15 protein-coding genes and 4 pseudogenes are annotated in these 23633 nt (G+C 69.1%); 9 read left to right on the forward strand and 10 right to left on the reverse strand.

What is annotated here, in order from left to right; all coding sequences use genetic code 11:
- Positions 1 to 291: 291 nt before the first annotated feature.
- From gap to AB0O67_RS04965, 4 genes are all read right to left on the reverse strand, one after another.
- A complete protein-coding gene (gap, locus tag AB0O67_RS04950; protein WP_365446202.1) occupies positions 292 to 1290 on the reverse strand; it encodes a type I glyceraldehyde-3-phosphate dehydrogenase in 999 nt (332 codons plus the stop codon).
- A gap of 107 nt (positions 1291 to 1397) precedes the next feature.
- The gene (locus AB0O67_RS04955; protein WP_365446205.1) at positions 1398 to 2354 is read right to left on the reverse strand and encodes a helix-turn-helix domain-containing protein; all 957 of its coding nucleotides are present in this window, start codon (positions 2352 to 2354) and stop codon (positions 1398 to 1400) included.
- A 909-nt stretch (positions 2355 to 3263) separates the two neighbouring features.
- The gene (locus tag AB0O67_RS04960) at positions 3264 to 3842 is read right to left on the reverse strand and encodes a dihydrofolate reductase family protein (protein ID WP_365446208.1); all 579 of its coding nucleotides are present in this window, start codon (positions 3840 to 3842) and stop codon (positions 3264 to 3266) included.
- 405 nt (positions 3843 to 4247) lie between these two features.
- Positions 4248 to 4913, reverse strand: a complete 666-nt coding sequence (locus AB0O67_RS04965; protein WP_365446211.1) for a maleylpyruvate isomerase family mycothiol-dependent enzyme — start codon at positions 4911 to 4913, stop codon at positions 4248 to 4250.
- A 595-nt stretch (positions 4914 to 5508) separates the two neighbouring features.
- Between AB0O67_RS04965 and AB0O67_RS04970 the strand changes: the two genes are divergently transcribed.
- Both AB0O67_RS04970 and AB0O67_RS04975 read left to right on the forward strand, forming a co-directional pair.
- Positions 5509 to 6924 carry a DEAD/DEAH box helicase gene (locus AB0O67_RS04970; RefSeq protein ID WP_365446214.1) on the forward strand — a complete coding sequence of 472 codons (1416 nt, stop codon included), beginning with the start codon at positions 5509 to 5511 and terminating at the stop codon, positions 6922 to 6924.
- 286 nt (positions 6925 to 7210) lie between these two features.
- Positions 7211 to 8467: an MFS transporter gene (locus tag AB0O67_RS04975; protein WP_365446217.1), complete on the forward strand. Its 1257-nt coding sequence runs from the start codon at positions 7211 to 7213 to the stop codon at positions 8465 to 8467.
- Between the two features lie 3 nt (positions 8468 to 8470).
- On the opposite strand, the pseudogene AB0O67_RS04980 reads toward AB0O67_RS04975, so the two are convergent.
- Positions 8471 to 8749, reverse strand: a pseudogene (locus tag AB0O67_RS04980) (transposase); the annotation flags it as partial.
- A 166-nt stretch (positions 8750 to 8915) separates the two neighbouring features.
- On the opposite strand from AB0O67_RS04980, the gene AB0O67_RS04985 reads away from it, so the two are divergent.
- The 3 genes and pseudogenes from AB0O67_RS04985 to AB0O67_RS04995 form a co-directional block, all read left to right on the forward strand.
- On the forward strand, positions 8916 to 9158 hold the full coding sequence (locus tag AB0O67_RS04985; protein WP_365446220.1) for a DUF5302 domain-containing protein: 243 nt from the start codon (positions 8916 to 8918) through the stop codon (positions 9156 to 9158).
- A 1388-nt stretch (positions 9159 to 10546) separates the two neighbouring features.
- Positions 10547 to 11044 (forward strand): hypothetical protein, encoded by a 498-nt coding sequence (locus AB0O67_RS04990; RefSeq protein WP_365446223.1) that lies wholly within the window; start codon positions 10547 to 10549, stop codon positions 11042 to 11044.
- A gap of 362 nt (positions 11045 to 11406) precedes the next feature.
- Positions 11407 to 11787, forward strand: a pseudogene (locus AB0O67_RS04995) (catalase-related domain-containing protein); the annotation flags it as partial.
- 48 nt (positions 11788 to 11835) lie between these two features.
- Here AB0O67_RS04995 and AB0O67_RS05000 read toward each other — a convergent pair.
- Positions 11836 to 12441: a flavodoxin family protein gene (locus AB0O67_RS05000; protein WP_365446226.1), complete on the reverse strand. Its 606-nt coding sequence runs from the start codon at positions 12439 to 12441 to the stop codon at positions 11836 to 11838.
- A gap of 1183 nt (positions 12442 to 13624) precedes the next feature.
- Positions 13625 to 14893, reverse strand: a complete 1269-nt coding sequence (locus AB0O67_RS05005; protein WP_365446228.1) for an APC family permease — start codon at positions 14891 to 14893, stop codon at positions 13625 to 13627.
- A gap of 587 nt (positions 14894 to 15480) precedes the next feature.
- Here AB0O67_RS05005 and AB0O67_RS05010 point away from each other — a divergent pair.
- Positions 15481 to 16311, forward strand: coding sequence for an MBL fold metallo-hydrolase (locus AB0O67_RS05010; protein ID WP_365446231.1), 831 nt, complete (start codon positions 15481 to 15483; stop codon positions 16309 to 16311).
- A 30-nt stretch (positions 16312 to 16341) separates the two neighbouring features.
- Here the strand turns inward: AB0O67_RS05010 and AB0O67_RS05015 are convergent.
- Positions 16342 to 17433: pseudogene (locus AB0O67_RS05015) on the reverse strand (GAF domain-containing SpoIIE family protein phosphatase); the annotation flags it as partial.
- Between the two features lie 276 nt (positions 17434 to 17709).
- Between AB0O67_RS05015 and AB0O67_RS05020 the strand changes: the two are divergent.
- Positions 17710 to 18030, forward strand: coding sequence for a WhiB family transcriptional regulator (locus AB0O67_RS05020; RefSeq protein WP_365446234.1), 321 nt, complete (start codon positions 17710 to 17712; stop codon positions 18028 to 18030).
- 312 nt (positions 18031 to 18342) lie between these two features.
- Positions 18343 to 18693, forward strand: a pseudogene (locus AB0O67_RS05025) (hypothetical protein); the annotation flags it as partial.
- Between the two features lie 36 nt (positions 18694 to 18729).
- Here the strand turns inward: AB0O67_RS05025 and AB0O67_RS05030 are convergent.
- On the reverse strand, positions 18730 to 19635 hold the full coding sequence (locus AB0O67_RS05030; protein WP_365446237.1) for a restriction endonuclease: 906 nt from the start codon (positions 19633 to 19635) through the stop codon (positions 18730 to 18732).
- Positions 19636 to 19852: 217 nt separating this feature from the next.
- Complete coding sequence (locus AB0O67_RS05035; RefSeq protein ID WP_365446240.1) at positions 19853 to 20485, reverse strand: RICIN domain-containing protein; 633 nt, start codon at positions 20483 to 20485, stop codon at positions 19853 to 19855.
- Between the two features lie 193 nt (positions 20486 to 20678).
- Between AB0O67_RS05035 and AB0O67_RS05040 the strand changes: the two genes are divergently transcribed.
- Positions 20679 to 23570 (forward strand): BTAD domain-containing putative transcriptional regulator, encoded by a 2892-nt coding sequence (locus AB0O67_RS05040; RefSeq protein ID WP_365446243.1) that lies wholly within the window; start codon positions 20679 to 20681, stop codon positions 23568 to 23570.
- The last annotated feature ends 63 nt before the right edge of the window (positions 23571 to 23633 follow it).

Raw genomic sequence — 23633 nt, forward strand, 5'->3', positions numbered from 1 at the left:
CTTGTGGCCCTGGGGCGAGGCATGGGGTTCCGGGGCGTCCGCCTGAACCGAGGAGCGGTGCCGGCGTCATGCAAGATCCGAAAGAGACGGCGCAGGCGTGGCGTAGGCCATCGCAAGGCGACGCTCGAAGAGCCCCTTGAGCAGCCGGCGTGCTCCCGAGCCTCCGAAGGGCGGCCGGGCGGAACCGCTTCTGACTGGGCGCTCCGGTTGGCCCGACGGGTCAACCGGAGCGCCCGAGGGATGTGCTGGCGGCGCGGTCACCGAAGGCGGGGTACCGCTCCCGGCGTCCGTTCAGCGGGTGGCGAGGAACTCGAGCGTGTCGATCACGCGGTTCGAGAAGCCCCACTCGTTGTCGTACCACGCGACCACCTTGACGTGGCGGCCGTCGACGCGGGTGAGGGCCGAGTCGAAGATCGACGAGGCGGGATTGCCCACGATGTCGGAGGAGACGAGCGGGTCGTCGGAGTACTCGAGGATGCCGGCGAGTGACCCCTCGGCCGCGGCGCGGTAGGCCGCGAGCACGTCGTCGCGTGTCACGTCGCGGGCGACGGTCGTGTTGAGTTCGACGATCGAGCCCACCGGCACCGGTACGCGGATCGAGTCGCCCGACAGCTTGCCGTCGAGGTTCGGCAGCACCACGCCGATCGCCTTGGCGGCGCCGGTCGTGGTCGGCACGATGTTGACGCCGGCGGCCCGGGCGCGACGGGCGTCCCGGTGCGGACCGTCCTGCAGGTTCTGCTCCTGTGTGTACGCGTGCACCGTCGTCATGAACCCGTGCTCGATACCAGCGAGGTCGTCGAGCACCTTGGCCAGCGGCGCGAGCGCGTTGGTGGTGCAGGAGGCGTTCGAGACGATCGTGTGCACGGCCGGGTCGTAGGCATCGGTGTTGACCCCGAACGCGAGCGTGACGTCGGCGCCGTCCGACGGCGCGCTGACGAGTACCTTCTTCGCCCCCGCGTCGAGGTGGGCGCGGGCGGCCTTGGCCGAGGTGAAGCGGCCGGTGGCTTCCAGGACGATGTCGACGCCGAGATCGGCCCACGGCAGCTCCGCCGGCTCGCGCTCCGCCAGCACCGTGATCCGACGGCCGTCGACGACGAGGGCGTCCCCGTCGACGGTCACCGGGCGCCCGAGCCGGCCGGCCGTGCTGTCGTAGGCGAGCAGCCGGGCGAGAGTGGCAGGCTCCGTCAGGTCGTTGACAGCGACGACATCGAGGGCGCTGTCGCGCTCCAGCAGTGCGCGCAGCACGTTGCGTCCGATGCGGCCGAATCCGTTGATGGCGATACGAGTCATGAGTGATGTCCCTTCCCTTCGCCACCAGGCTCGCCTGCGGCACGCGACGCTGACAGTGGCGGGATCGCCATGGTTCAAAAGGATCCCGCCACGCGGCGCCGAGCGGATCACTCGCCTCGGGTGAAGGTGCGCCGGTACTCGCTCGGTGAGGTGCCGAGGATGCGCTGGAAGTGCAGGCGCAGGTTCGCGCCGGTGCCGAGCCCGACGTCGGCGGCGATCTGTTCGACGCTGCGCTGCGAACGCTCGAGCAGTTCGCGGGCCAGGTCGATGCGGGCGCGCATCACCCACTGCATCGGCGTGTAGCCGGTCTCCTCGACGAAGCGCCGGGAGAACGTGCGCGGCGAGACGCCGGCCTGCCGCGCCAGGATGTCGAGGGTGAGGGGCTCGCCGAGCCGGTGCAGCGCCCACTCGCGGGTGGCGGCGAACCGCTCGCCGAGCGGCTCGGGGACGCTGCGCGGCACGTACTGGGCCTGGCCGCCGCTGCGGTAGGGGGCGGCGACCAGACGCCGGGCCGCGTGGTTGGACGCGGCCACGCCGAGGTCGCCGCGCAGGATGTGCAGGCACAGGTCGATGCCGGAGGCGGCGCCGGCCGAGGTGAGCACGCTGCCCTCGTCGACGAACAGCACGTTCTCGTCGACCTGGACGAGCGGATACCTGGCCGCGAGCGCCCGCGTGTAGTGCCAGTGCGTCGTGGCGCGCCTGCCGTCGAGCAGGCCCGTGGCGGCGAGCGCGAAGGCTCCCGTCGAGATGGCGGCGAGCCGCGCGCCCCGGTCGTGGGCGGCGATCAGTGCGTCGACGACGGCCTGCGGCGGGTCGTCGCGGTCCGGGAACCGGTAGCCGGGGACGAAGACGATGTCCGCCCACGCCAGCGCGTCGAGGCCGTGGGCGACGGAGTACGCGAGGCCATCGCCACCGGTCACGAGGCCGGGTGCCGCCCCGCACACCCGCACCTCGTACGGCATGCTCGCGCGGGTCGTGAAAACCTGCGCGGGAATGCCGACGTCGAGCGGCTTCGCACCCTCGAGCACAAGGACGGCGACGCGATGCAGGCGGGAGGCTGGCACAGGAAGAGGTTACGTGGGGCGTGACTTCGCGCCGCCCACGGCGCGGACCGGGCACACGACCCACCGGCCGGGGCTGTTCCCCGTTGCAGTCCACCGCCTGTCCCGCCCATCGCCCGCCTTCGGCCGAACGGGAAAGTGACAGGTCTCAGCCCGAGATCGGGGCCATGGGAGACAGGCTTCCCTGCCGCTCAGTTGACTGGTGGTCAGTTCGAGATCTCGGTCCAATGGGGCCGATCTTCCTGGCCTACATGGAAACGGTCGTTCGCCCAATCGGACTGGTACCGCGAGTGGTCGGCGTCCGTCACGAACCCGTCGTTGATCGGCAAGGGGCGCTTGGCCAACCGACGGAAGGTGTTGACCCTGTCCTCCAGGTATCCGCGCGGGAGGGGGGCGGACGGGGAGAAGTCGCGCTTGCAGGGTCTCGAGGTTGCGCACGTTCGGGCGACGGCATTCGGCCAGATATTCCTCGATGTGGGCCGCGAGGAACCGGGCCGTGAACACATGAGCGACCGTCAGTGCGGCGAAGACGAGCCACATCCGGTCGACCGGCACGGAGACCGAAGCCACCTGGAGGGGATGGCCACCCGCCAGGAGGCGGGTGAGCACGACGGCGACGGCCAGGAGACCGCCGAGGGCCAGAAGGCGTGCCGCGTTGCGGGCTCCGGCCACAATGCGTCGCTGAGCGGGACTCGGATCGGTCACCGGCTCACGATCGTTCAGCCCGACCGGAATTGGCAAGCCTCCCCCGCGATATACAGGTTTCGTGTACCCCTGCAGAGGTCAATCCCGACGACGAACCGGCACGGCGCAGAGGGCTGCGCATCCGGTCGGCAGCCTCTGTTCCGCTTAGCTGTGCATTGCCCCATCCCTGACCCGGCGTGACCGGGAGGTGCCGTGCGAGCAGGGCGCTCAGACGTGCAGGGTAGGCCGGTAGATGAGCTCTTGGATGTGGCCGTCGAGCGTCCGGCTCTCGATCAGCTCAAGGTCGAAGTCGGCCGCACCCCGGAAGATCGGGTCCAGCCCGGTCCGACCGGTGATCACAGGGAAGAGCGTCACGTGAACGCGGTCGACCAGACCGGCGGCCATCAGCGCCCGGTTCATCGACAGGCTGCCGTGCGAGCGCAACGGCACTCCGGACTCCTCCTTGAGCCGAGCGACGACGTCGACGGCGTCACCGCTCACGACGTTCGCATCCGGCCAGTCGAGGGGTCCTTCCAGTGTCGTCGACACGACCGTTGCCGGCAGGCTCCTCATCCGTGTGACCCATGGGTCACGCACCTCGGACTCCTCGGTGCTCGAAGCCAGCATCTGCGCGAACGCCCGATACGTGTTGGCCCCGAAGACCATCCGCTGCTCCTCGCCGTACAGGGCGAGGCGGTGGTCGAGCAGTTCGGGGCCTTGCTTTCCCCAGTAGCCCGTCCAGTCGCCGCCGGCGGCGCCGAATCCGTCGAGGCTGGAAAAGACGTCGAAGGTGTAGGTGGCGGTCATGATGCTCTCCTGAGTCCGGTTGATCGCGTGTTGGGGATACAGACTGGCCGCTCCGGCAAAAGTCATCGCCCTCGGACTCCAGGACTGCGAATCGGCGTGCCACGCGCTTCTTGCCGCCCGCCATGTTGCTCAGACCGGTGAAACGGTGCTGCCTGGACGCGGCGGCCACCAAAGAAGACCGCGGCGCAAGGCGACCGGGGTATGGAAACGCGCACGCCGAGTGGCGCTGGACTCGCGATGAACACGATTTCGCATCCTCCGGTCGCCGTGTCGTCACCAGCCTCCGTCCTGCGGACGGAACGGCGCCTCCGGTACCAGCCGCTGACGACCCTCGCACGTGCAGCTGTCGAACATGCCGAATGGGTTGACCTGTATGCCCTCAGCAACCAGGCCCTGCTGACATCTTCATACCGTCCCGCAGCGCCTGCGAAGGAGGCCGACCCCCTCGCCTTCGAGGTCGTCGCAGTACGCCGAGCGACCAGTCATCGCCATCACCAAGGCCAAGGTCGTACCGGAGACGAGCGGGCCGGAACCGGCCGTGAAAGGGCCGTCATTCGCGACGAGCTTCAGGCCGCCGATGCGTCCCTTGGCAACCACTACCAGGTCCGAGCCTCGGTAGTACTCGGCGACGTGAGTGATCGTCTCGATCGGGAAGTCGCGGCGGATGCCCAATGGGCGCCGGATGTCCTGGCCGTGCACGACCGTCTCGCCGAGCATGGCCAGGGCAGGGAGGGGAGGCTTGGTTGTACTGGGGACCACGCGGCGGAATCTCTCCAGCGTCTCGGTCGGGGTGTTGCCCAGGTGCTCGGCCAGGCGCATGGCCACCTGCTTGTCGAAGTCGAACCGGCAGCGCAGTACACCCGCCAGCCATCGTACGGAGTTGAGGCTGGCTGCCGCAGTGAGATGCGCCAGCACCTCGCGCACCGTAAATCCCGTGCACAACGACGTCGTCGCCCACTGCTCGTGAGTGAGGCCTTCGAGATCAGTAGCCAGTGCCATTCGCTCAGCGCGGATCAGAGGCCAGACGCCCGTCGTGCGGCTGCGGTCTGCGGTCACTTCCGGTTCGGTCATGCGGGAGGTCTCCTGTCACAGGTCGTGCTCTGCGTGACGCTGCCACCGGAGGGGGTCCGTCCGGCAGGGTGTGCGTAGGGAAGACCTTGGCACGCGGCGAAAGTCATCGCCCGTGAGTGCATTCCCTACGCGCTCCGGTCACCCCGGTCCTGCCTGGAGGGGCACTCTGCTTCCGCACCATCTGAGTTGCTGAGAGGGTGCCTTCCCGGGGCCCCGCCCCCGCACCCCCCGGCCTGCCCTTTCAACGACAAGCCGGCCGCCGTGGTCGACTGGACGGGCGCGCTTGCGTTCCGCGGAACCGAGGACCTCAACTCCTGCCGTTCGCGATACAGCCTCAGGCCGCAACGATCTCGCCGTGCGTGAGCTCGATCTGCGAGCAAGCGTGTGTGGTGATCGACTTCAGGTGATGTATCGGCGGATCTCGGTGAGCTGAGGGCCCGGCCCACGGATGCCGGAAGGCTGTCGGCATTGTGTTACTGTCATGCGTTTGCGTGGTCGTCGCGGTGGGCGATTCTGCCTGTTCGGTTCCGTTTGTGCGTGGGCTGTTCAATCCTGCCGGGCCTTCCTCGGTACGTCCCCCTGCGGAAGGCTGTTCATGAAGCATCCCGACGACCCCGGCATTGCGCACGGCGGTCCCGCCCAGTCCGAGGCCAAGACTCCGGCGCTGCCCCCGGCCGTCTCCTTCGCCGGCCTGAAACTGCCCGTGGAGGTGCTGCGGACACTGAGCGGACTCGGGGTGCGCGAACCCTTTCCGATCCAGGCCGCCACACTGCCCGATGCACTGGAGGGGCGCGACGTCCTGGGGCGCGGGCGCACCGGATCGGGCAAGACGCTCGCCTTCGGCCTGCCCCTGCTGACACGTACGGCCGGGCGGCGCGCCGAACCGAAGCAGCCCCTCGCTCTGGTCCTTGTACCCACCCGAGAGCTGGCCCAACAGGTCGCCCAGGTGCTGGCGCCGTACGCCGAGGCATTGCGGCTGCGGACGGCCACGGTCGTCGGCGGCATGTCGATCGGCCGGCAGGTCGCCGCGCTGCGCCAGGGAGCCGAGGTGGTCGTCGCCACCCCCGGACGCCTGCATGACCTGATCGAGCGCAACGCCTGCCGTCTGGGACGCGTGAGGATCACCGTGCTGGACGAGGCCGACCAGATGTGCGACTTGGGATTCCTGCCGCAGGTTACCGACGTGCTCGACCAGGTGCACCCTGACGGTCAGCGGATGCTCTTCTCGGCCACTCTGGATCACGACGTCGATCAGCTGGTCCGCCGCTACCTCCACGACCCCGTCGTCCACTCGGTCGACCCGTCCGCGGGCACTGTCTCGACGATGGAGCACCACGTTCTGGTCGTCCACGGCCCTGACCGCTACGCAGTCATCACGGAGATCGCCGCCCGGGACGGCCGCGTACTGCTGTTCCTCGACACCAAGCACGCCGTCGACCAGCTCACCCGGCATCTGCGGGCCAACGGCGTGCACGCCGGAGCCCTGCACAGCGGCAAGTCCCAGCCACAGCGCACCCGGACCCTGGAGCAGTTCAAGAACGGCCGGATCACCGTTCTGGTGGCGACCGACGTCGCGGCCCGTGGCCTGCACGTCGACGACCTCGATCTCGTGGTCAACGTCGACCCGCCCGCCGACCCCAAGGACTACGTGCACCGGGCCGGCCGCACGGCCCGCGCCGGCCAGTCCGGCAGCGTGGTCACGCTCGTGCTGGCGGGCCAGCGCCGCGAGACGAGCCGCGTGATGGCCGGAGCCGGCATCGAGCCGACCGTCACCAAGGTGCGCTCGGGCGAGGCGGAACTGAGCCGGATCACCGGCGCCAAGGCTCCCTCCGGCACGCCGCTCGACGGGGGGCCCGCTGTCCCTCGACCCAAGAACATCAACGCTCCCTTCCGGGGCCTCGGCACCAGCAAGGACACCTCCCGCGGCGCCGGCGGCAAGTCCCGAAAGGCCGGCGAGGCCCGCAAGCTCGCCGAGGCCCGCAAGGCCGCCCTCGTGCGTCGCAACGGCTGAGAGTCGTTGCCTGTCACGAACCTCCTGGCCACGCGCCTGACTGCCCTCCGCCCGACCCGAAGTCTGTCCCCGTGGTCCCCACTAGGAACTCCTACCGAAATAGACCTGGTGGTTGGCCAGAGCGAGTAAATCTCCAGCGGTGTTACAGCAGTTCCCCCCGGGGCGGGCACCACGACGGTGGGCCCGATGTCAGTGCCGTCTGGCACTGTCGGGCCCGTGATCGTTGTCATCGTCGGATCGATCGGGGGGCCCAATGGCGGCCAGTGATGAGGCGGCCGAGGAGACTGTGGACGCCGGTGTCGTCCCGGTCCCGGAGGTGTGTGACGAGAGGCATGGCCAGGACCGGCTGACTCGGGCGTATGCGCTGTGGCTCGTCGGCATCCTGGTGTCGCTCGTGGGCAATGAGGTCTTCTACTTCGCCCTCGGCTGGGCAGCCAGCGAGTACGGCGGGAGCATCGCGGCGCTGGCCCTGAGCGCGATCACGCTGCCCCGCGTCCTGCTCCTCCTCGTCGGAGGAGCGGTCAGCGACCGCGTCAGCACACGCCGCGTGCTGATCACCGGCGACGCGGCGATGCTGATCTTCTCGCTCGCTCTCGCGACCGTCGCCTACTCCCTGGGGGCCACGCCCTTGTTGCTCATCGCCGCGGGCGTTGCGGTCGGCGTCGTCGACGCATTCTATCTGCCGGCCTCGGGTTCCATGCCCCGCCGGCTGGTGGCCAAGGCCCAGCTGCCTCGGGCGTTGTCTCTCAGGCAGGTCGGCGGCCAGGTGATCAACATGGGAGGCGGTCCGCTGGCCGGCGTGCTGGTCGGCCTGGCCGGGTTCGCGGGCGCCGCTTTCGTCAACGCGGTCACCTTCGCCTTCACTCTGGTTGTCCTGATTGCCGTCCGCCCCCAGCACGACGTGCCTCCGGCTCCGAAGACGGACGGTCTCCTGAAGGAAGCCTTGAGCGGGGTGAACGTGGCCTTCTCCCATCCGGTGCTGCGCCCGGGACTGTGGCTCACTGGGGCAGCGGCCGGTTTCCTGCTGCCCGTGCTGTCCCTGCTGGTACCCCTGCTCGCACGGGAGGAGGAGTGGGGCGCGGCAGCTGCCGGGCTAGTGCTCGGAGCGCAGGGCGTGGGCATGGTGGCGGTCACCCTGGTGGTGGTGAAGCGCGGCCCGCTGGGGCGGCCTGGTCTGATGGCGGCGAGCGCGCTGATCCTGGCGGGTGTGGGCGTGCTCGCGCTCGGTCTCTCCCCCAGTGCGACCGTGGCCATCGCCGCCGGCCTGGTCATCGGAATCGGTAACGGGACTTTCTCCGCGCACATCGCGCCGCTGGTTCTCGCGTCATCGCCTGACTCCCACTTGTCGCGAATCCAGGCGGTGCTGGTACTCGTGCAGAGCTTGGCCCTGTTGCTGATGAACAACATGCTCGGCGCGCTCGTCGACCTTCAGGGCGCAACCGTCACCATTGTCACCTGTGCCGTCATGCTCGTCGGTGTGGGGCTCACAGGTCTGGCCTCGGGCCCGCTCCGAAACGACCGAACGGGACTGAGGCGCCGCTGACTGGGCCGCCCGGGAGAAGTCCAGGGTGTTCGCGCCGCGGAGTTCGGCGAGGAGGACCTCGTGCCACCGGGACCACACCCCGGCTTTGGTCCACTCGGCCAGGCGGCGTCAGCATGTCATGCCCGAGCCGAAGCCGAGTTCCTGCGGCAGGTGTTCAAGAGATCTGGTGAGCAGCCCGAACATGATGCGCTGGCACACCAGTCGGTCCGGATGCCGCTTGCGCCCCGGGTGCCGAGATCGGCGCTCGACCTTGGGCAACAGCAGCTCGAGTCCCGGAGCGATCCACCACCTCGAAGATCATTCGTTAGGAATTCTAAACTAAGATCCGCACGCCCTCGACTGCGGGAGGGACACCCGCCGAAACAGTGCAGGATGATGTTGCCGGCGCCCCGCACTGCGTCCGGCATGACAAGCTGTGCTGGTCCACCCCCGAACCCAGGAGGTCACCATGGCCGAAGAGCCCGTAACTACGGAAGGTTCGGAGCCGGCTGTCCCCGAGGCGTCCCCTCTGGCGCCGGACAGCGACGGCAACTACGACCTCAAGCGCAAGTTCCGTGAAGCCCTGGCACGCAAGCGCCGTGCTCAGGCGGACGCTGCCGATGTTGCCGCCAACCCGAATGCGTCGAAGGTGCGTGCGGCGCACGGCCCGGCTGCGAGCCAGCGGTCGTTCAGGCGTAAGAGCGGCGGCTGAGTCGATCAGTCCCGCGGTCCGGCCGCTTTACCGGCACTCTGCGCGCTGTCCACGCGTGCGCCCGGTGCCGTGGCCCGCAACGTGCGCATGTCCATGTGCGCGTTGCGGGCGAGGCGTAGCCGGCGGTCTCGCCTGTGGGACGGCCCCACTGCGGCTGGCGTGGGTCGGTGGCGCCGCCGCAACTGGCATCACCGGCGAGGATGTCCGGTCGCCCGCGGTGCACGGTGGGCGGAAGGCGTAGCTGACGGCCCGGTGAAACGCCGGACATCTGCGCCGACACCGAGACCGACACGCAGACCCTGCGGCGCTTAAGAGATCAACAGTGCGTCCGCCATGGCCGGCTACCGAGCCACGTCGCAAGCCGCGACACCGCACTCAGCCCCGGTCATGGAATACACATCGGCCTGAACGCCGCCTCCTGGCGCCGGCTGATCGACGAGACGCCCCCGACGGGCGTAGCGTCGAACAGGTGAGGACGGGGAGTGTGACGGCCCCCGCCCTCACGCGTGCCTGCGCTGTTGGTTCGGTGGTGCACCCCTGTTTTCTCCGCCTATGCCGCTGCCTGCCGACCGGTCCTGGCCCGCGGACCTGCCGCGTGACGTGTCGCAGCTCCTCGGTACGACTCCAGCGCCAAGGCCGTCAGCCATGCTTCTGTCGCACGCATGTGTTCAACGTGACGGGTGGCAGGGGCGTGCCGATCCGCGGCCGGCTTCCTTCCTGCCGGGCGGGGGGCTGCTGGGTGGGCAGGAGCACCTAAAGGTCGCAGGGGCGCCGAGACGGAACCTCTGGGGTGACTTCCGCAGCACTGTCCGACCACCGCCGCTGTGCGGAGATCTTGCTCGATGCCCGAGTGGGTGCGCGGGTGCTGCAGTGGACGGGCGGCGACCACGACACCGGCCATCACGGCATGGCCGCTGGTCAGGCGGCCGTGCACGTGGACCGCGGCGCGATTCGTCACGCGCATCTGCGGCCACCGACCCGCGGCCACTCAGGTACAAGCGGGGTTGGGTTTCTGCTTCGACGACACGTTCGTCCACCGTATGCGCCGGGGCCCGACGCGGCAGCCCCGTCACGGCCCACGCCTGTCGGCCGCCGTTGGAGCGCACCGGGCAGTACGGCGAGTAGCGCGACGCCCTGCTGCACTGGATGCCCACGAGTCCCGAGACGCCTTCTCCAGGTCCGGCAGCCCGGACGTGGCGCGCCCCGGCGAGTACGACCTGTCGTTGCGCCGCCCAGGCATGATGCACCGGGGCAGACTGCATCCGCAGGACCGGCCGCCACGGAAGGGGCAGTGAGGGCTACCAGTACCCAGCCCTCCGCCGTCCTCGGCATCCACTGTGTCGCACCATCGCCGAGGGCGGCGCCACGCGCCGTGCCCCATCTCCACCGTGTGCAGGGTCGAGCCCGGTCTCCTTCGCAAACTGCGCCCCCCGCTCCTGCACGGCGGCGGCCTGTTCAGTGGCTGGGTCATGGCTTGGCTGGCGGCCCAGTTCACGGCCCGCATCCACTCATCCCGCATCGGCTCGTACCTCTCCCGCGCTGACCGCTACGGCAGGCCGCCGACCATCTTCAAGGGGGGCGCCGGGTCCACCGCCGCAGCAGATGGCGCGGCACCCGAGGGCGGGGAAGGAGCCAATCGGCCTGCGAAGCGCCTCGCCCGGCGTCTTGACGAGCTGGTCCTCGTGGAAGACCTGGACCATGGTTCCAGTGGAGCGGACGTCGACCTTGCGGCCGATCAGCTTCCACGGCACCGAGTAGACGGGGCGGCCGACCGCACCGGCACGGCTAACTGGGCACTTCCCGCTTTCGTCCTGCGAAGTTCCTGTCGGACCGTCCGCGTCGAGAGTTGCGAGACGAACGACGACCCGGCGCTGCTCGAATCGTGACCACGGTGGGGTCGGAGGACTTGCGCAGCACGGGAAGCGCCGTCCGCGACCTCCTCGTCGACTGGGGCAACAACGGCTACTCCTGCGTCCAAGAGCGGTTCCAACGAGCCGTCGACGACGGCGACTGACTCCGCAGACCGATCCGGGGCTGCCGGCCCGCTACCTCACCACCTTCGCCTATGGCATCGCCGTACAAGCCGCGAGCGGTGTCGGCCGTGACGAACTCCAGGAGCTGGCCGACGCCGCCCTGCGCAACTGGTGACTCTCATGAGAGTCGTCCGGCGTGCGCCTTCCGGCCTCCTCGAAGGGCGACCGCCACTCGACCGTCAACCGCCTGGTCCGGCCTGGCAATGCTCGTGCTGCCCCGCATGTTCTGGCTGAGCATGTCCTCGGTGGAACGCGAGCACATCGTCGCCGCCTACACCTTTGAGCTCGGCGCGTGCTGGAGCAACGCCATCAAGGAACGGCAGCTGCGCGCGCTCGCCGACATCGCCCCCGAGCTGTGCGCCCGGGTCGCCGAGGGACTGGGCCTGCCCGCCCCGGACGCCACCCAGCCGCCCGTCGACGTGCAGCCCAGCCCGGCCCTGTCCCAGGTCGGACAGGAGTGGCCGTCCGACGGCCGGATGGTCGGCATCGTCACCGACGGCACCACCGACACCGAGGGGGTGCGCACACTCCGCCAGGCCGTGCTGGACGCCGGCATGGTGCCGCTCGTCATCGCACCAGCCGGTGGAAAGCTCGGCACGGTGCACTGACGCGCCACCTGGGCGGTTGGCCAGTGCCCTCGTGAGTCAGGACGGCGGAGCAGGCAGAGGCATTGCGTTGAGGGCTCGCGCCGCATGGAAGAGGTTGGAAGCCATGGCCCTGCCGGTGGATACCGCCCAGTCGTGACCACGCTCGTCGTCCAGGTAGTCGGGACCAGGGCCGGGCCCTAGGTGCCAGTAGGTCCAGGACTGGCCGGGGATCGTGAAGCCGATATCGCAAAGAGCGCCGCTGATTTCGCTGATGACGTGATGAGCACCGTCTTCGTTGCCGGTCACCAGGACTCCGGCAACCCGGTTGTACGCGACGGGCCGTTCCTCGTCGTCGGTCTCACTGAGCAAAGCGTCCAGCCGTTCCAGGACTCGCTGGGCGACTGACGAAGGGCGACCAAGCCAGGTCGGCGAAGCCACGATCAGAATGTGGGACGACAGCACTTTCTGGTGCACGTCCGGCCAGTCGTCACCTTCACCCATGTCGGTTTCGACGCCGGGCTTGATGTTCAGGTCGACGGCCCGTACGACGTCCACCTCCACCCCGTGGCCTCTCAGCGCGGCGATGACAGTGGCAGCGAGGGCCTCCGTGTTCGAGGTCTGGGGGGACGGTTTGAGAGTGCAGTTGATGACGGGTGCGCGCATAGGCCACGTGTTCCCAGAACGGCAGCAGCCCACGAACTACCGGCGCTCCCGGTGCCCCCCCGGACGGTGCAAACGAAGTGAATGCAAGAAGATCACCGCGTGCCTGCGAATCCCACGAGGAGCAAGCAGGAGCGGCCGGCGAAGGAGCGGAGGAAGGCCGGATCACCTTGCTGCCTACCGTCACACATTACTGACACGACGGCGCCGGGGGACCCTGGCGGTGTACCCACGACTACGTGCGCAACGGCTTGACCACGCGATTCGCCGCGTTTGATATCCCCACGGGCCAAGCCGGCGCCGCAGGCACCCAGCCATGGAGTTCAAAAAGTTCCGGATCCGGATCGACACGGAGGTGTCCGTTCACCTGTGGATCCATCTGATCGTGGATAATCACAGCACCACAAAACACCGTGGATCTACCAGGTCGAGCGGTAATTCGGCTACCTCGCCCACCAGATGGTCCGCCGAGGCGCACACAAGAACTTCCACCCACTGGAAGCCGACGCTGGGGCTTGGGCCAAAGTCGAGAGGGCTGACGAGTGGCAGTTTCCATTTTCTTGATCATTCGTTGGGAAGCGCATGGATGCTCGCGGTGATGACGCGGAACCCCTTGCGGCCTTGTCCGACACTTCCGGGCTCACACGGGGTTCCGATGATCATGTGGATGTCGCTGAATGCGACCGCAGGAGAGGGCGCCAGGCGTTCTGGCCTGGACGGACGGTGATGGTCGCCACCGCGGTGTCCACCGTGATCACCGCTGTCGTGTCCGTCCTAGTGCGAGACCTTCCAAGGTGAGCGTTTATGAGCTGTTCGGAGATCCAATGGTGCGGTGCTGGCGCGTCGCGGTTGGCGGACTACGCGAGGGGCAGCAGGAGGTTCAGGAGGTGGGTCTGGATGCCGGGCCCGAAGCTCCTGCAACACCTCTGCAGTCCGCGCATCCTGTAGAGCCTGAAAAGCCATCTGGCCGGCCGAACCACTCTCCCCACGATGCAGCCACGTAGACTGGCTTCGGTTCAGTGCTGCAGGGCGGCACCGTGGGCGTCGGCTCGAAGGCAGTTGAGGGAGACAGCCGTGAACTCATGCCTCGGTCTGTGGCGTCGATGCCGCCGCAAGAGCGTCGATACCCTATGGGGCGCGACAGTCTCCACATGAACAAGGGCTCGGCTGTCGCCGTCATTGCCGCTCAGGGCGAGGCCTTGCGGCGGTGTACTGCGGCGACGGCGCCCAAGGCCACGCCGACCGCGATGACGATCAGCCCACGGATCCACACCTCGCCGTCGGTCTGCGTGGCGAGCAGCACACAGGACAGCGCGCCCAGGACGGGTACAGCGGTGTACGCCCGGAAGTGGGGCCGGGCCGGGCGGTCGCGTCGTTGGACGAGGACGGCGGTGTTGACGAGGAAGAACACCACAAGAAGCAGCAGTACGAGGGTGGATGCGAGGGTTGCCACATCTCCTGTGAGCGCCAGCAGGAAGGACAGGGCGGTCGTGGCCGTGATCGAGGCCCACGGGGTACGGCGCCGGGGCAGCAGGGAAGTAAGGAAGTGGGGGAGGAGGCCGTCCCGCGCCATGCCGTAGGCCAGGCGGGAACTCATGATGCCGGTGAGCAGCGCGCCGTTGGCCACGGCGACGAGGGCGATGAAGCTGAACAGCTTGGGAGGGACGCCGCCCGCCTCCTTCACCACTTCGAGCAGCGGACCGCTGGAGCCGGCCAAGGTTTCGGTGGGGACGGACGCCGAGGCGACGATCCCGACAAGGACGTACACGGCCCCCGCCGTCACCAAGGCACCGAAAAGGGCGCGCGGATACGAGCGACGTGGGTCACGGGTCTCCTCGGCGACGTTGACGGAGGTCTCGAAGCCGACGAACGAGTAGTACGCGAGAACCGTCCCTCCCAGGACCGCGGCGGCGGCTCCCGTCTCGGCAGTGCCGAGGTGGACGAGCCTGCCGAAGTCGCCGTCGCCTCGCAGGAACAGCCAGACCCCTAGACCTACGACGAGCAGGAGACCACCCACCTCGACGACCGTTGCGGCTACGTTGAGGCGGGTGGATTCGCTGATGCCCCGGGCGTTGAGGAGGGCCAGCGCGCACAGGAAGACCGCCGCCACGCATACGACGGGCAGGCTGACGAATGCGGTGAGATAGTCGCCGGCGAAACCCCGCGCCAGTGCCGCGACGGACACGATGCCTGCCGCGAGCATGCAGAATCCGGCGACGAAGCCCGTGAACGGTCCGTAGGCGAGGGTCGCGTAGTGGGAAGCGCCTCCGGCCCTCGGATACTTCGTGGCGAGTTCGGCGTAGGAGGCGGCCGTCAGGAGCGACAGCAGCAAGGCGACGAGCAGAGGCACCCACACGGCACCGCCCGATTCCGCGGCGATCTGGCCGACCAGGACGTAGACGCCGGCGCCCAGCACGTCGCCCAGGATGAAGAAGTAGAGCAGAGGTGTCGTCAACGCCTTCTTAAGGCCAGAGGTCTGGCCCTGGTGCGGGTCGTGGGGCGCCGGTGAGGAGGGGATGGTCACTGCTACCGCTTACCCATGCGCCCCGGCCACAGACGAGATGCATGCGCATGTCCCCTGGACGGGCCATGAGTACTGGCACACCACGGCAGCAGGCGGGCACCGGCTCAGCGCCGTTCGGGGCCCTCGCGCCCGCGCATCAGGTCCCCGCCTCGCCCCGCCCCGCCGCATGACGGCCGACGCCGTCGAAGATGGGGAAGGCGACGTATCGCGCACCCAACCGGTCCCGGAGCTTGTGCGCGACCATCTCCGGGCGCCACCGGCGCCGCGTCCCCGGCTGCGGCCAAGAGCTCGGCCGGCCCGATCCGATCATCCGCCATCGTCGCCTCCCGCCACGACCCCGCGCAGACCCACCTGACCAAAGGCTCACTTGGTTGCCCCCTCTGGGCTGCAGGGCCGGCTTCGGCCAGGCTGGTGTGACGGGGGATGCCGTACCGCACGATCGGTTCCGAGGTGTCGGAAGAGCGCTGCTGGGCACTCGATCGGCGGAGATGTCCGTGGAGGGACCACGGGAGGCGGCCATGCGGGACCTGCCACCAGAAGGCACCGCTGAGATCCTGTTCGTGGGCAACGCGACGCTGCTGATCCGCTACGGCGAGCTGACGTTGCTCACCGACCCCAACTTTCTGCATCGCGGACAGTTCGCTCACCTTGGATACGGGCTGGTGTCACGGCGCCTCACCGAACCCGCGCTCGACGCCAAAGACCTTGCCGGGCTCGAGATCGATGCCGTGGTGCTGTCCCATCTGCACGGGGATCACTGTGACAGGGAGGCCCGCCGCGGCCTCGACCGAGGCGTGCCGTTCGTCACCACGCCACACGCCGCACGCGTCATGCAGGGGCTGTACGGGTTCCATCGGGCTACGGGTCTGCGCACGTGGCAGACCCACACTCTGCTGTGCGGCGACAGTCTGGTCCGCGTCACCGCCCTACCGGGTCGGCACGCGCGCGGGTCGCTGCGGATGTTGCTCCCGCCGGTGATGGGAAGCCTCCTGGAACTCGGGGACCGCTCCGGGCGTACGCGCCTGGTCGTCTACCTGACGGGCGACACGCTCCTTTACGACGGGCTGCGCGAGATCCCCCGACGGTGCCCCGACATCTCCCTGGCCGTCGTGCACCTCGGCGGCACCACCCTGCCGGGAGGTTTCTTGGTCACCATGGACGCCGACCAGGGCGCCGGCCTCCTCGATATGATCCGCCCTGAACGCGCGCTGCCCGTCCACTACGACGACTACACCGTCTTCCGTTCCCCGCTGGCCGACTTTTTTGCCGAGGCGGAACGCCGCGGCCACGGCGCACGTCTCGTGAGATGTGACCGCGGCGATCAAGTGGTGATCGGCCGTCGTCCGTAGAGACGACGCAATGTCTGCGTGTGGTTGAGGTCAGCTGGTCGTGGTGTGCGGCGGGATGCGGATGGCGAGCAGAGCGACGTCGTCGTCGTTGTCGGCGGGCCGTACCCGCTGCAGCAGATGGTCGGCGAAGGCATCCAGTGGGTGGTGGACCAGGGCTGCGGCGTGACGGCGCAGAGTTTCCATCCCGGCGTCGAGGGGGTGGGTGCGGGTTTCGATGAGGCCGTCCGTGTAGAAGACCACCGTCGAGCCGGGAGGCAGAGCGATCTGGGTGTCGGGCCGGGGGTGGTGTGTCGCCGTGCCAAGGAGCATGCCGTTCGCCTCGTTCAGGTAGCGGGTCAGGCCGTTGTGGTCGACGAGGAGTGGGGGTGGGTGACCGGCGCCGGTCCAGCGTAGGCGCCAGGAGCCGTGCGGTTCCGTGCTCAGCCGGGCCAGGACCATGGTGGCCATGCGGACGTCGCTGATGTGGCTCATGGCCTGGTCCAGCTCTTCGACGATGCGGTGCGGCGGCTGGTTCTGTGACCAGGCGAGGGCGCGCAGCATGTTGCGTAGCTGGGCCATGCCGGCTGCTGCCTCCAGGTCGTGTCCCAGGACGTCTCCGATGACCAGCGCGGTGTCCCCGCAGGGCAGCGGGAAGGCGTCGTACCAGTCCCCGCCGACGTGTGAGGCGTCCGATGCGGCCAGGTAGCGGGCGGTCATCGCGACGCCCGGCAGAGCAGGGAGCTGGGGCAAAAGGTAGCGCTGCATGGTCTCCGCGACCTGGGCCTGGCGCCGGTAGTGGCGTGCGTTTTCCAGAGCGAGGCCGATGCGCCCGGCTATGTCCTCCAGCAGAGCGAGGTCGTGCGTGGTGAAGGCCTGGTCATTCGGGTCGGAGCGTCCCAGTGTCAAAGCTCCCAGTACTTCACGGGGGCCGCGGATGGGGGCGATGGCCGCTGTCTTGATGCCAGTGGCTTTGAAGAGTCTGTGTTGCTCCACGGCGATGCCCGTGTCGGGGGACCCCTGGTAGGTCTCCGGGCCGGCCAGGTTGGAGGCGACACCACGCAGCGCTCTCGACAGCGGCATCGGTGAGGCATCGGACACCGGTGGCATCGGGCCCTGGAGATCCTCACGCCGCACCAGCACCCCGCTTCGGGCGTGGATCGTGAAGCGCAGGCTGCTGAGGCCGGCACGCAATGACGTGGTGAAGCATTGGATGAGGCTGCTTCTTCCCAACAGCCGACCTGTTACCGGCTACGTGAGCCGAGGGGGCATTTGTAGCACGAAAACGTCGCGGTCTGATCGGCGCTCCGGCTCGCAGGTGCGACGCACGTCACAGGCCGTGAACAGCTTCACCGCCCAACACCCGGGAACACGTGCGTGGCGCACGCAGACAAGGGCACTTGGGAACAGGGGACGAGGGTGATGAGGGACGCCGACTGGGGCAGGCGGGGCCTGTGCAGGACCGCTCCTCCCGACGAACTCTTCGTCCAAGGCGCCGCCCAGAACCGGGCCAAAGCCCTTTGCTCGGGATGCCCAGTACGCACCGAGTGCCTGGCCTATGCCCTCGATGAGCGGATCGGGCATGGCATCTGGGGCGGGATGACCGAACGCGAACGCCGGGCCCTGCTGCGCCGGCGCCCCTCTGTCACCTCTTGGCGCCACCTCCTGCACGCAGCCCAGCTTCGGCACGCTCAAGCGGTTACCGGCCAGACCGCGACCGTCGCCTCACGGTCGGCGGGCTAGCCCGCACCGGCCCGCATCCACCTTTCTCGGCATTTGCGCGGACCTGTGTTGACGCCGCGTCTGCTGCTTCCCGGTCCGGCCTGTGCCTCTCGGTCAGTCGCGGGCGGCGAGGGCAGCGCCAGGGCGCTCGGCAGCATGGTCGGCCGCGCCAACCGGATCAGTTCCAGGCGCTGGCCGTGGTGGACCGCAGGGAGAGCATCGCCGCGCCCATCGCCGCGAGCAGTCTGGCCGCCCACGAATGGGCCGTCAGTGAACTGACAGGGGCCCCGCGCCTCAGTGCCTCTATCTGTTGGTCACGAGAAACGGGGGTTCGACCTCGTTGCGCAGAAGGGCTGGAAGTGCCAGTACTCCGAGGGAGAGATGGCGCTTCCGGTGCCCCGGGCGGAGGCCGTGCTGTCCCCTCCGGCGGATGCCGAGTGCCCGGCGCTGGGGGTCTGGCCGAGTGCCGACGTGTTGGCGATCTTCAGAGTCCACGCCGACGATCAAGTCGACTTCGACGTGGACCTGCGGGAGTTGATGGGCCAGGATCGACTTGATGTGTTCTGCGGCTTCCTTCGGGACATCGGGCGGCGGTTGGGCGAGCCGGTGCTGATGGACCCGGAGGGCGACTCCGGCCATCCGGTGCTCGGCTTCGACGTCGAGGCTGATCGAGTCGTTGTCCTGAGGCGGTGGGGGAAGCTGTGCCGGGGCAGCCGGGGGCTACGTGTTCCAGGGAGCCGGTTCCGTGCCGTCTTTCCAGGCCCGCAGGGCCTCGCCGTTGAGGCAGACGATCCCGCACTGTTCGGCGTACTCGATGGCCGGAGCCGTGAAGTCGCTCGTCGTGACGACGACTGCTACGTCGGCCTCGTGGACGGCGTAACAGGTGCCCCCGAAGCGCTGCATCTCCTGTGAGCCGCAGCGGTTGCTGTCGCAGTAGCGCTTGCACTGGATGACGACGCGCCGCCCGTCCGGTGCGACGGCGAGGACATCGGCGCCGAGGTCCCCGGCGCCCCCGACCACGTCCACCTGAACGCATCCGTCCCGTTCGCACAGCTCCGCGATCGCCCGCTCGAACTCGTCGGCGTCCAATGCGTCGCAGTCGAGCGTGTCCCCGTCTGTGAATGTATCTAGGGCCACAGTGGTGCCGGCTTCGTCGTCCACTGCTCCGGTGCCGGCCACTGGACCGGCCGACGCCACGCTTTCCTCAAGCGGAGCCGTCAGCTCCGTCCCGTTGTCGGCGGCGGGGCGCTCGAACGCAACCCGACAGCCGGTCGCCGGCAAGTCGGCCCTGGTCCGAGCCGCCGTGGCGGAGGCCGCCGGTGTGTCCATCGAGTCGAGAGCTGTGTGCGTGGCCTCCTCCAGTGCTGCGGCGGCCCGCTGCGCGGTCCGCTTCGCTGAGAACCTGCGCCTGGTCCCGCGCCTGCGCAAGACCAGGACGATCGCCGTCACGACGAGGCAGAGCACGACCACCCATACCGGGCGGTGCTGAAGGGCCCCGGCCGCCGAACGGACGACGAGGCCCGCGCTGCTCAACAGGAGCGCGAGAAGGCCGAAGAAGACGGCCGTCGCGCGCAGATCGAAGGTCCGTCGGCGGTCGCCGCGTCGTAGGCGTGTGGGTGTGGTCACGGTGGTGAGACGCCTCCCCTGGTCGACGAAGATCACCAAGTCGCCTGCCCCGAGATCGCGGACTTGATCACTTCGCCCGCGGCCGATGCGGTGACCCCCCGCGCACACCGGCTCCTCGACGACCGCACCGTGCCGACTGACTGCGAGCCGCCCCGGTGGGCACGGCCGTACCCACCGGGAACGGAATCGTACAGAGCGCCGCCTGCGCGAGCCGCGATCAGTAGAAGCGCTGGTTGCGGCCGTTGGAGCAGCTCCACGTCTGCAGGAGCGCACCGTCCGCGTAACCGAACTCCCGCACGTCGAGGCAGTACCCGGCGCCGTTGGCGACGCTGCGGAACTCGTAGGCGGGCTGCGTGCCGTCCGGGGTGCTGTACGACCCCTTGGACGTGATGTACCAGCGCTGATCGGTGCCCGAGTTGCAGGTCTGCTGCTTCACCAGCGTGCCGTACCCGGTGGCGCCCGAGTCCAGGCACTTGCCGGTGTAGTAGTTGCGCACCTGGTAGAAGGTGCCCCCCGAACTACCGTTCTCCGTAGGGTCCAGACACCACTTCTGACTCTGGCCGTTGTACCAGTGCCACATGTGGGCCTGGACGCCGTCCGAGGTCCATGGGCCCTGGACGTCCGCGACCATCCGCGTTCCCGCTCGCACGCTGGCGTCGACGCCCGCGTACCAGTACGGACCCCGCGTGAAGCCGCCCGTGCAGCCCACCGCGGCCACGGCAGCCGGTGCCGCCGCGGGAGCCGCCGAACCGGCCTTGTCGGCGGCGGCCTGGGCGCTGGGTGTCACAGCGGCGCCGAGAAGAAGCGAGATGGCGGCGCCGGCCACCAGTCCGTGTGTGCGAACCCGCATAGGACCTCCATTGATCGATGTCGGGTGGTCGTGCCCTCTTCGGCGTTCGTGCCAGCCGCCGTGTCCCTCATGCCGCGCCGAGGGGCGGTGCGAGGCGATCCCGGCCGGGCACGTGCCGACAATGGACCGCCCGCCTGGCGAAAACCTTGTCGCGACCTTGTCGGCCTGGCATGCGCATGTTGTGCTGTCCGTCATGGACGGGCCAGACAGACGCGACGGCGACTCGACCGAGTTCCGGCTCCTGGGCCAGGTGGAGCTGCGCTCAGCCGGCCAGGTGGTGGGCCTGGGCCCTCCGCAAAGGCATCTCCTCCTCGCGGCCCTGCTCGTCGACGCGGACCGTGCGGTGACGCTGGAGACGCTGATCGACCGGGTGTGGGGCGAAGAGGTGCCGGCGCAGGCGCGAGCCTCGCTCTACTCGCACGCCGCCCGGATCCGCCGAACACTCGAGCATGCCGCCGTCCACGGCCCGGACGAACGAGCCGGGCGTCCGCGGCTGCTGCGCACTGCGGCCGGCTACCGGCTCGCGGTGGCGCCAGCCCTGGTCGACATGCACCGGTGCCGGCGTCTGGTCGAAGCAGCCCGCGGGAAGGACCGCGACGAGCGGCTGGCGCTGTTGCGTGAGGCGTTCTCGCTGTGGCGCGGCGAACCGCTGGCCGGGCTGCCGGGCCAGTGGGCAGCGCACACCCGGGAGATGTTGCGGCAACAGCGGGTCGACGTGGCGATCACCTGGGCGCAGGCGGAACTGGCGATGGGCGGTTCGGCGGCCGTGATCGCGGCACTGCCCCGTCTGCTGGGAGAGCATCCTCTGGTGGAACCGCTCGCCGGCCTGCTCATGCGGGCTCTGAACGCCGCCGGGCGACGAGCGGAGGCCCTCGCCTGCTACGCCACCCTGCGGCAGCGGCTGTCCGATGATCTCGGAACCGATCCGAGCGCGGAACTTCAGCAGGTGCACGAGGAGATCCTGCGCCGCCGAGCCACCGGTCCGACGGCCAGCAGGCCACCGTGCGGTACTGCTGAGTCTGCCTGGGCCGCGCCCGCACAACTTCCGCTTCCCACACAGCGGTTCACTGGCCGAACAACAGAGATCGCAGCCCTGGACGAAGTGCTGGCCGACCACGTCGACCGGCCGAACTCGGCGGCCGTTTCAGTGCTGTCGGGGACGGCAGGCGTCGGCAAGACTGCCCTGGCTGTGAGCTGGGCGCACCGGGTGGCCCATCACTTCCCGGACGGCCAGCTGTTCGTCAACATGCAGGGCTTCGACATGTCCGGAGAGGCGGTGTCCCCCCGGCAGGCGATCCAGGGCCTTCTCGAGGCGCTGGGCGTACCCGGCGAACGTGTCCCGGCCGACTTCGACGCCCAGGTGAACCTCTACCGCAGTCGGCTGGCCGGACGGCGCGTGCTGGTGGTGCTGGACAATGCCCGTGATGTGCGACAGGTACGGCCGCTGCTGCCCGGCTCACCCGGCTGCCTGACCGTGGTGACCAGCCGTAACCAGCTGTTCGGCCTGGTTGCCGTGGAGGGCGCTCACACCCTGACGCTGGATCTGCTGTCCCATGGCGAAGCACGCACGCTCCTGACCCACCGTCTGGGCGCGGAGCGCCTGGCCGCCGAGCCGGAGGCGGTACGGGAGATCGTCGACCGGTGCGCTCGGCTGCCGCTGGCCCTGGCCGTCGTGGCCGCCCGCGCCGCCATGGAGCCTCGCCTGCGTCTGGCCTGGCTGGCCGGTGAACTGCGCGCCGCAGACGGCGGTCTGGACGCGTTCACCGGTGATGCCGACGACCCGCCGACCGACGTGCGCGCGGTGTTTTCCTGGTCCTACGATGCCCTCAGTCCCGGCGCCGCACGCGCTTTCGCCCTGCTCGGACTCCACCCCGGTCCAGATGTCTCCTTGCATGCCACCGCCAGCCTGACGGGCCACACGGCGACTCGTGCGAGGCATCTGCTGGCCGAACTGTCCCGCGCCCACCTGATCACGTCACACACCCCCGGCAGATACACCCTGCACGACCTGCTGCGCTCCTACGCCACGGAGAAGTTCCACTGCCTGGATCCCCGCACCGAACAGGATCCCGCCCTGCACCGGATGCTCGACCACTACGTGCACAGCGCTCACGCCGCCGACCACCAGCTCGCCCCGCACCGCGACCCGATCGTCCTCTCACCGCCGAGTCCGCAGACCGTCGCCGAGCAAAGCGCTGATCACGAGGAGGCTGCCACGTGGTTCACGACCGAGCATCGGGTGCTGCTCGCACTGGTGCGCCGGGCCGCCGACACAGCGATGCACCACCATGCCTGGCACCTCGCGTGGGGACTGACGACATACCTCCAGCGGCGTGGTCGCGGACACGAGTTGCTCGCCGTCCAGCACACCGCGTTGCAGGCGGCGCGGTGCCTTCCCAACGCCGTCGGAGAGGCGCACGCCCACCGCGGACTCGGCATCGCCTATCGCTGTCTGGACCGTCCTGACGACTCCGCCGCCTCTCTGCTTACGGCCCTCGACCTGTTCCGCGAGCTCGCCGACCCTGTCGGTCAGGCGCACTGCCACCTCGGTGTCGTGTGGGCGCTGTCCCGGCAGGGTCGTCACGACGAAGCCGGAGATCACCTCAGGGCCGCACTGGTGCAGTTCCAGATGGGCGGCGACCGCTCCGGACAAGCCAGGGTGCTGAACAACTTCGCTTGGTATCACGCCGAACAAGGCGACCGCCGAGCCCTGAGTTTGTGCCGGCAGGCGTTGGACCTGCTGAGGGACAGCGCGGACCGTGAGGGACAGGCAGCTGTTTGGGACACCTTCGGCTACACCCACCACCACCTGGGCCGACCGGTGGAGGCCATCCGGTGCTATCGGCAGGCGTTACGGCTCTACGAGCAACTGGGCCACCGCTTCCACGAAGCCGAGGTACTCACCCACCTCGGGCATGCCCATCTCGCCGCGGACGAGAGGCAGAAGGCCCGCGACAGCTGGCAGCGTGCCCTTGCCGCACTGGACGAGATGGGCCACCCCGAAGCCGATCACATACGCACCGGCCTGCGCCAACTCGACGAGACGGCACCGCTTGACGTCGGGCAACTCGCCGTTCGTTCTTGAAACCCGAGCAAGTGCGGTACAAGGGGGGACGACTGGCTGTTGAGGGCCACGAACCGGGTGGAG

This window comes from Streptomyces sp. NPDC086077, from assembly GCF_040686175.1.
Taxonomy (GTDB): Bacteria; Actinomycetota; Actinomycetes; order Streptomycetales; family Streptomycetaceae; genus Streptomyces.

What these genes read in the sequence shown, in the direction of transcription:
- AB0O67_RS05035 (WP_365446240.1), bottom strand. Translation starts at nt 20,485, where the DNA reads ATGCGGGTTCGCACACACGGACTGGTGGCCGGCGCCGCCATCTCGCTT.
- AB0O67_RS04960 (WP_365446208.1), bottom strand. Translation starts at nt 3,842, where the DNA reads ATGACCGCCACCTACACCTTCGACGTCTTTTCCAGCCTCGACGGATTC.
- AB0O67_RS04965 (WP_365446211.1), bottom strand. Translation starts at nt 4,913, where the DNA reads ATGACCGAACCGGAAGTGACCGCAGACCGCAGCCGCACGACGGGCGTC.
- AB0O67_RS05010 (WP_365446231.1), top strand. Translation starts at nt 15,481, where the DNA reads ATGCGGGACCTGCCACCAGAAGGCACCGCTGAGATCCTGTTCGTGGGC.
- AB0O67_RS05040 (WP_365446243.1), top strand. Translation starts at nt 20,679, where the DNA reads ATGGACGGGCCAGACAGACGCGACGGCGACTCGACCGAGTTCCGGCTC.
- AB0O67_RS05020 (WP_365446234.1), top strand. Translation starts at nt 17,710, where the DNA reads ATGAGGGACGCCGACTGGGGCAGGCGGGGCCTGTGCAGGACCGCTCCT.
- gap (WP_365446202.1), bottom strand. Translation starts at nt 1,290, where the DNA reads ATGACTCGTATCGCCATCAACGGATTCGGCCGCATCGGACGCAACGTG.
- AB0O67_RS04985 (WP_365446220.1), top strand. Translation starts at nt 8,916, where the DNA reads ATGGCCGAAGAGCCCGTAACTACGGAAGGTTCGGAGCCGGCTGTCCCC.
- AB0O67_RS04970 (WP_365446214.1), top strand. Translation starts at nt 5,509, where the DNA reads ATGAAGCATCCCGACGACCCCGGCATTGCGCACGGCGGTCCCGCCCAG.
- AB0O67_RS05000 (WP_365446226.1), bottom strand. Translation starts at nt 12,441, where the DNA reads ATGCGCGCACCCGTCATCAACTGCACTCTCAAACCGTCCCCCCAGACC.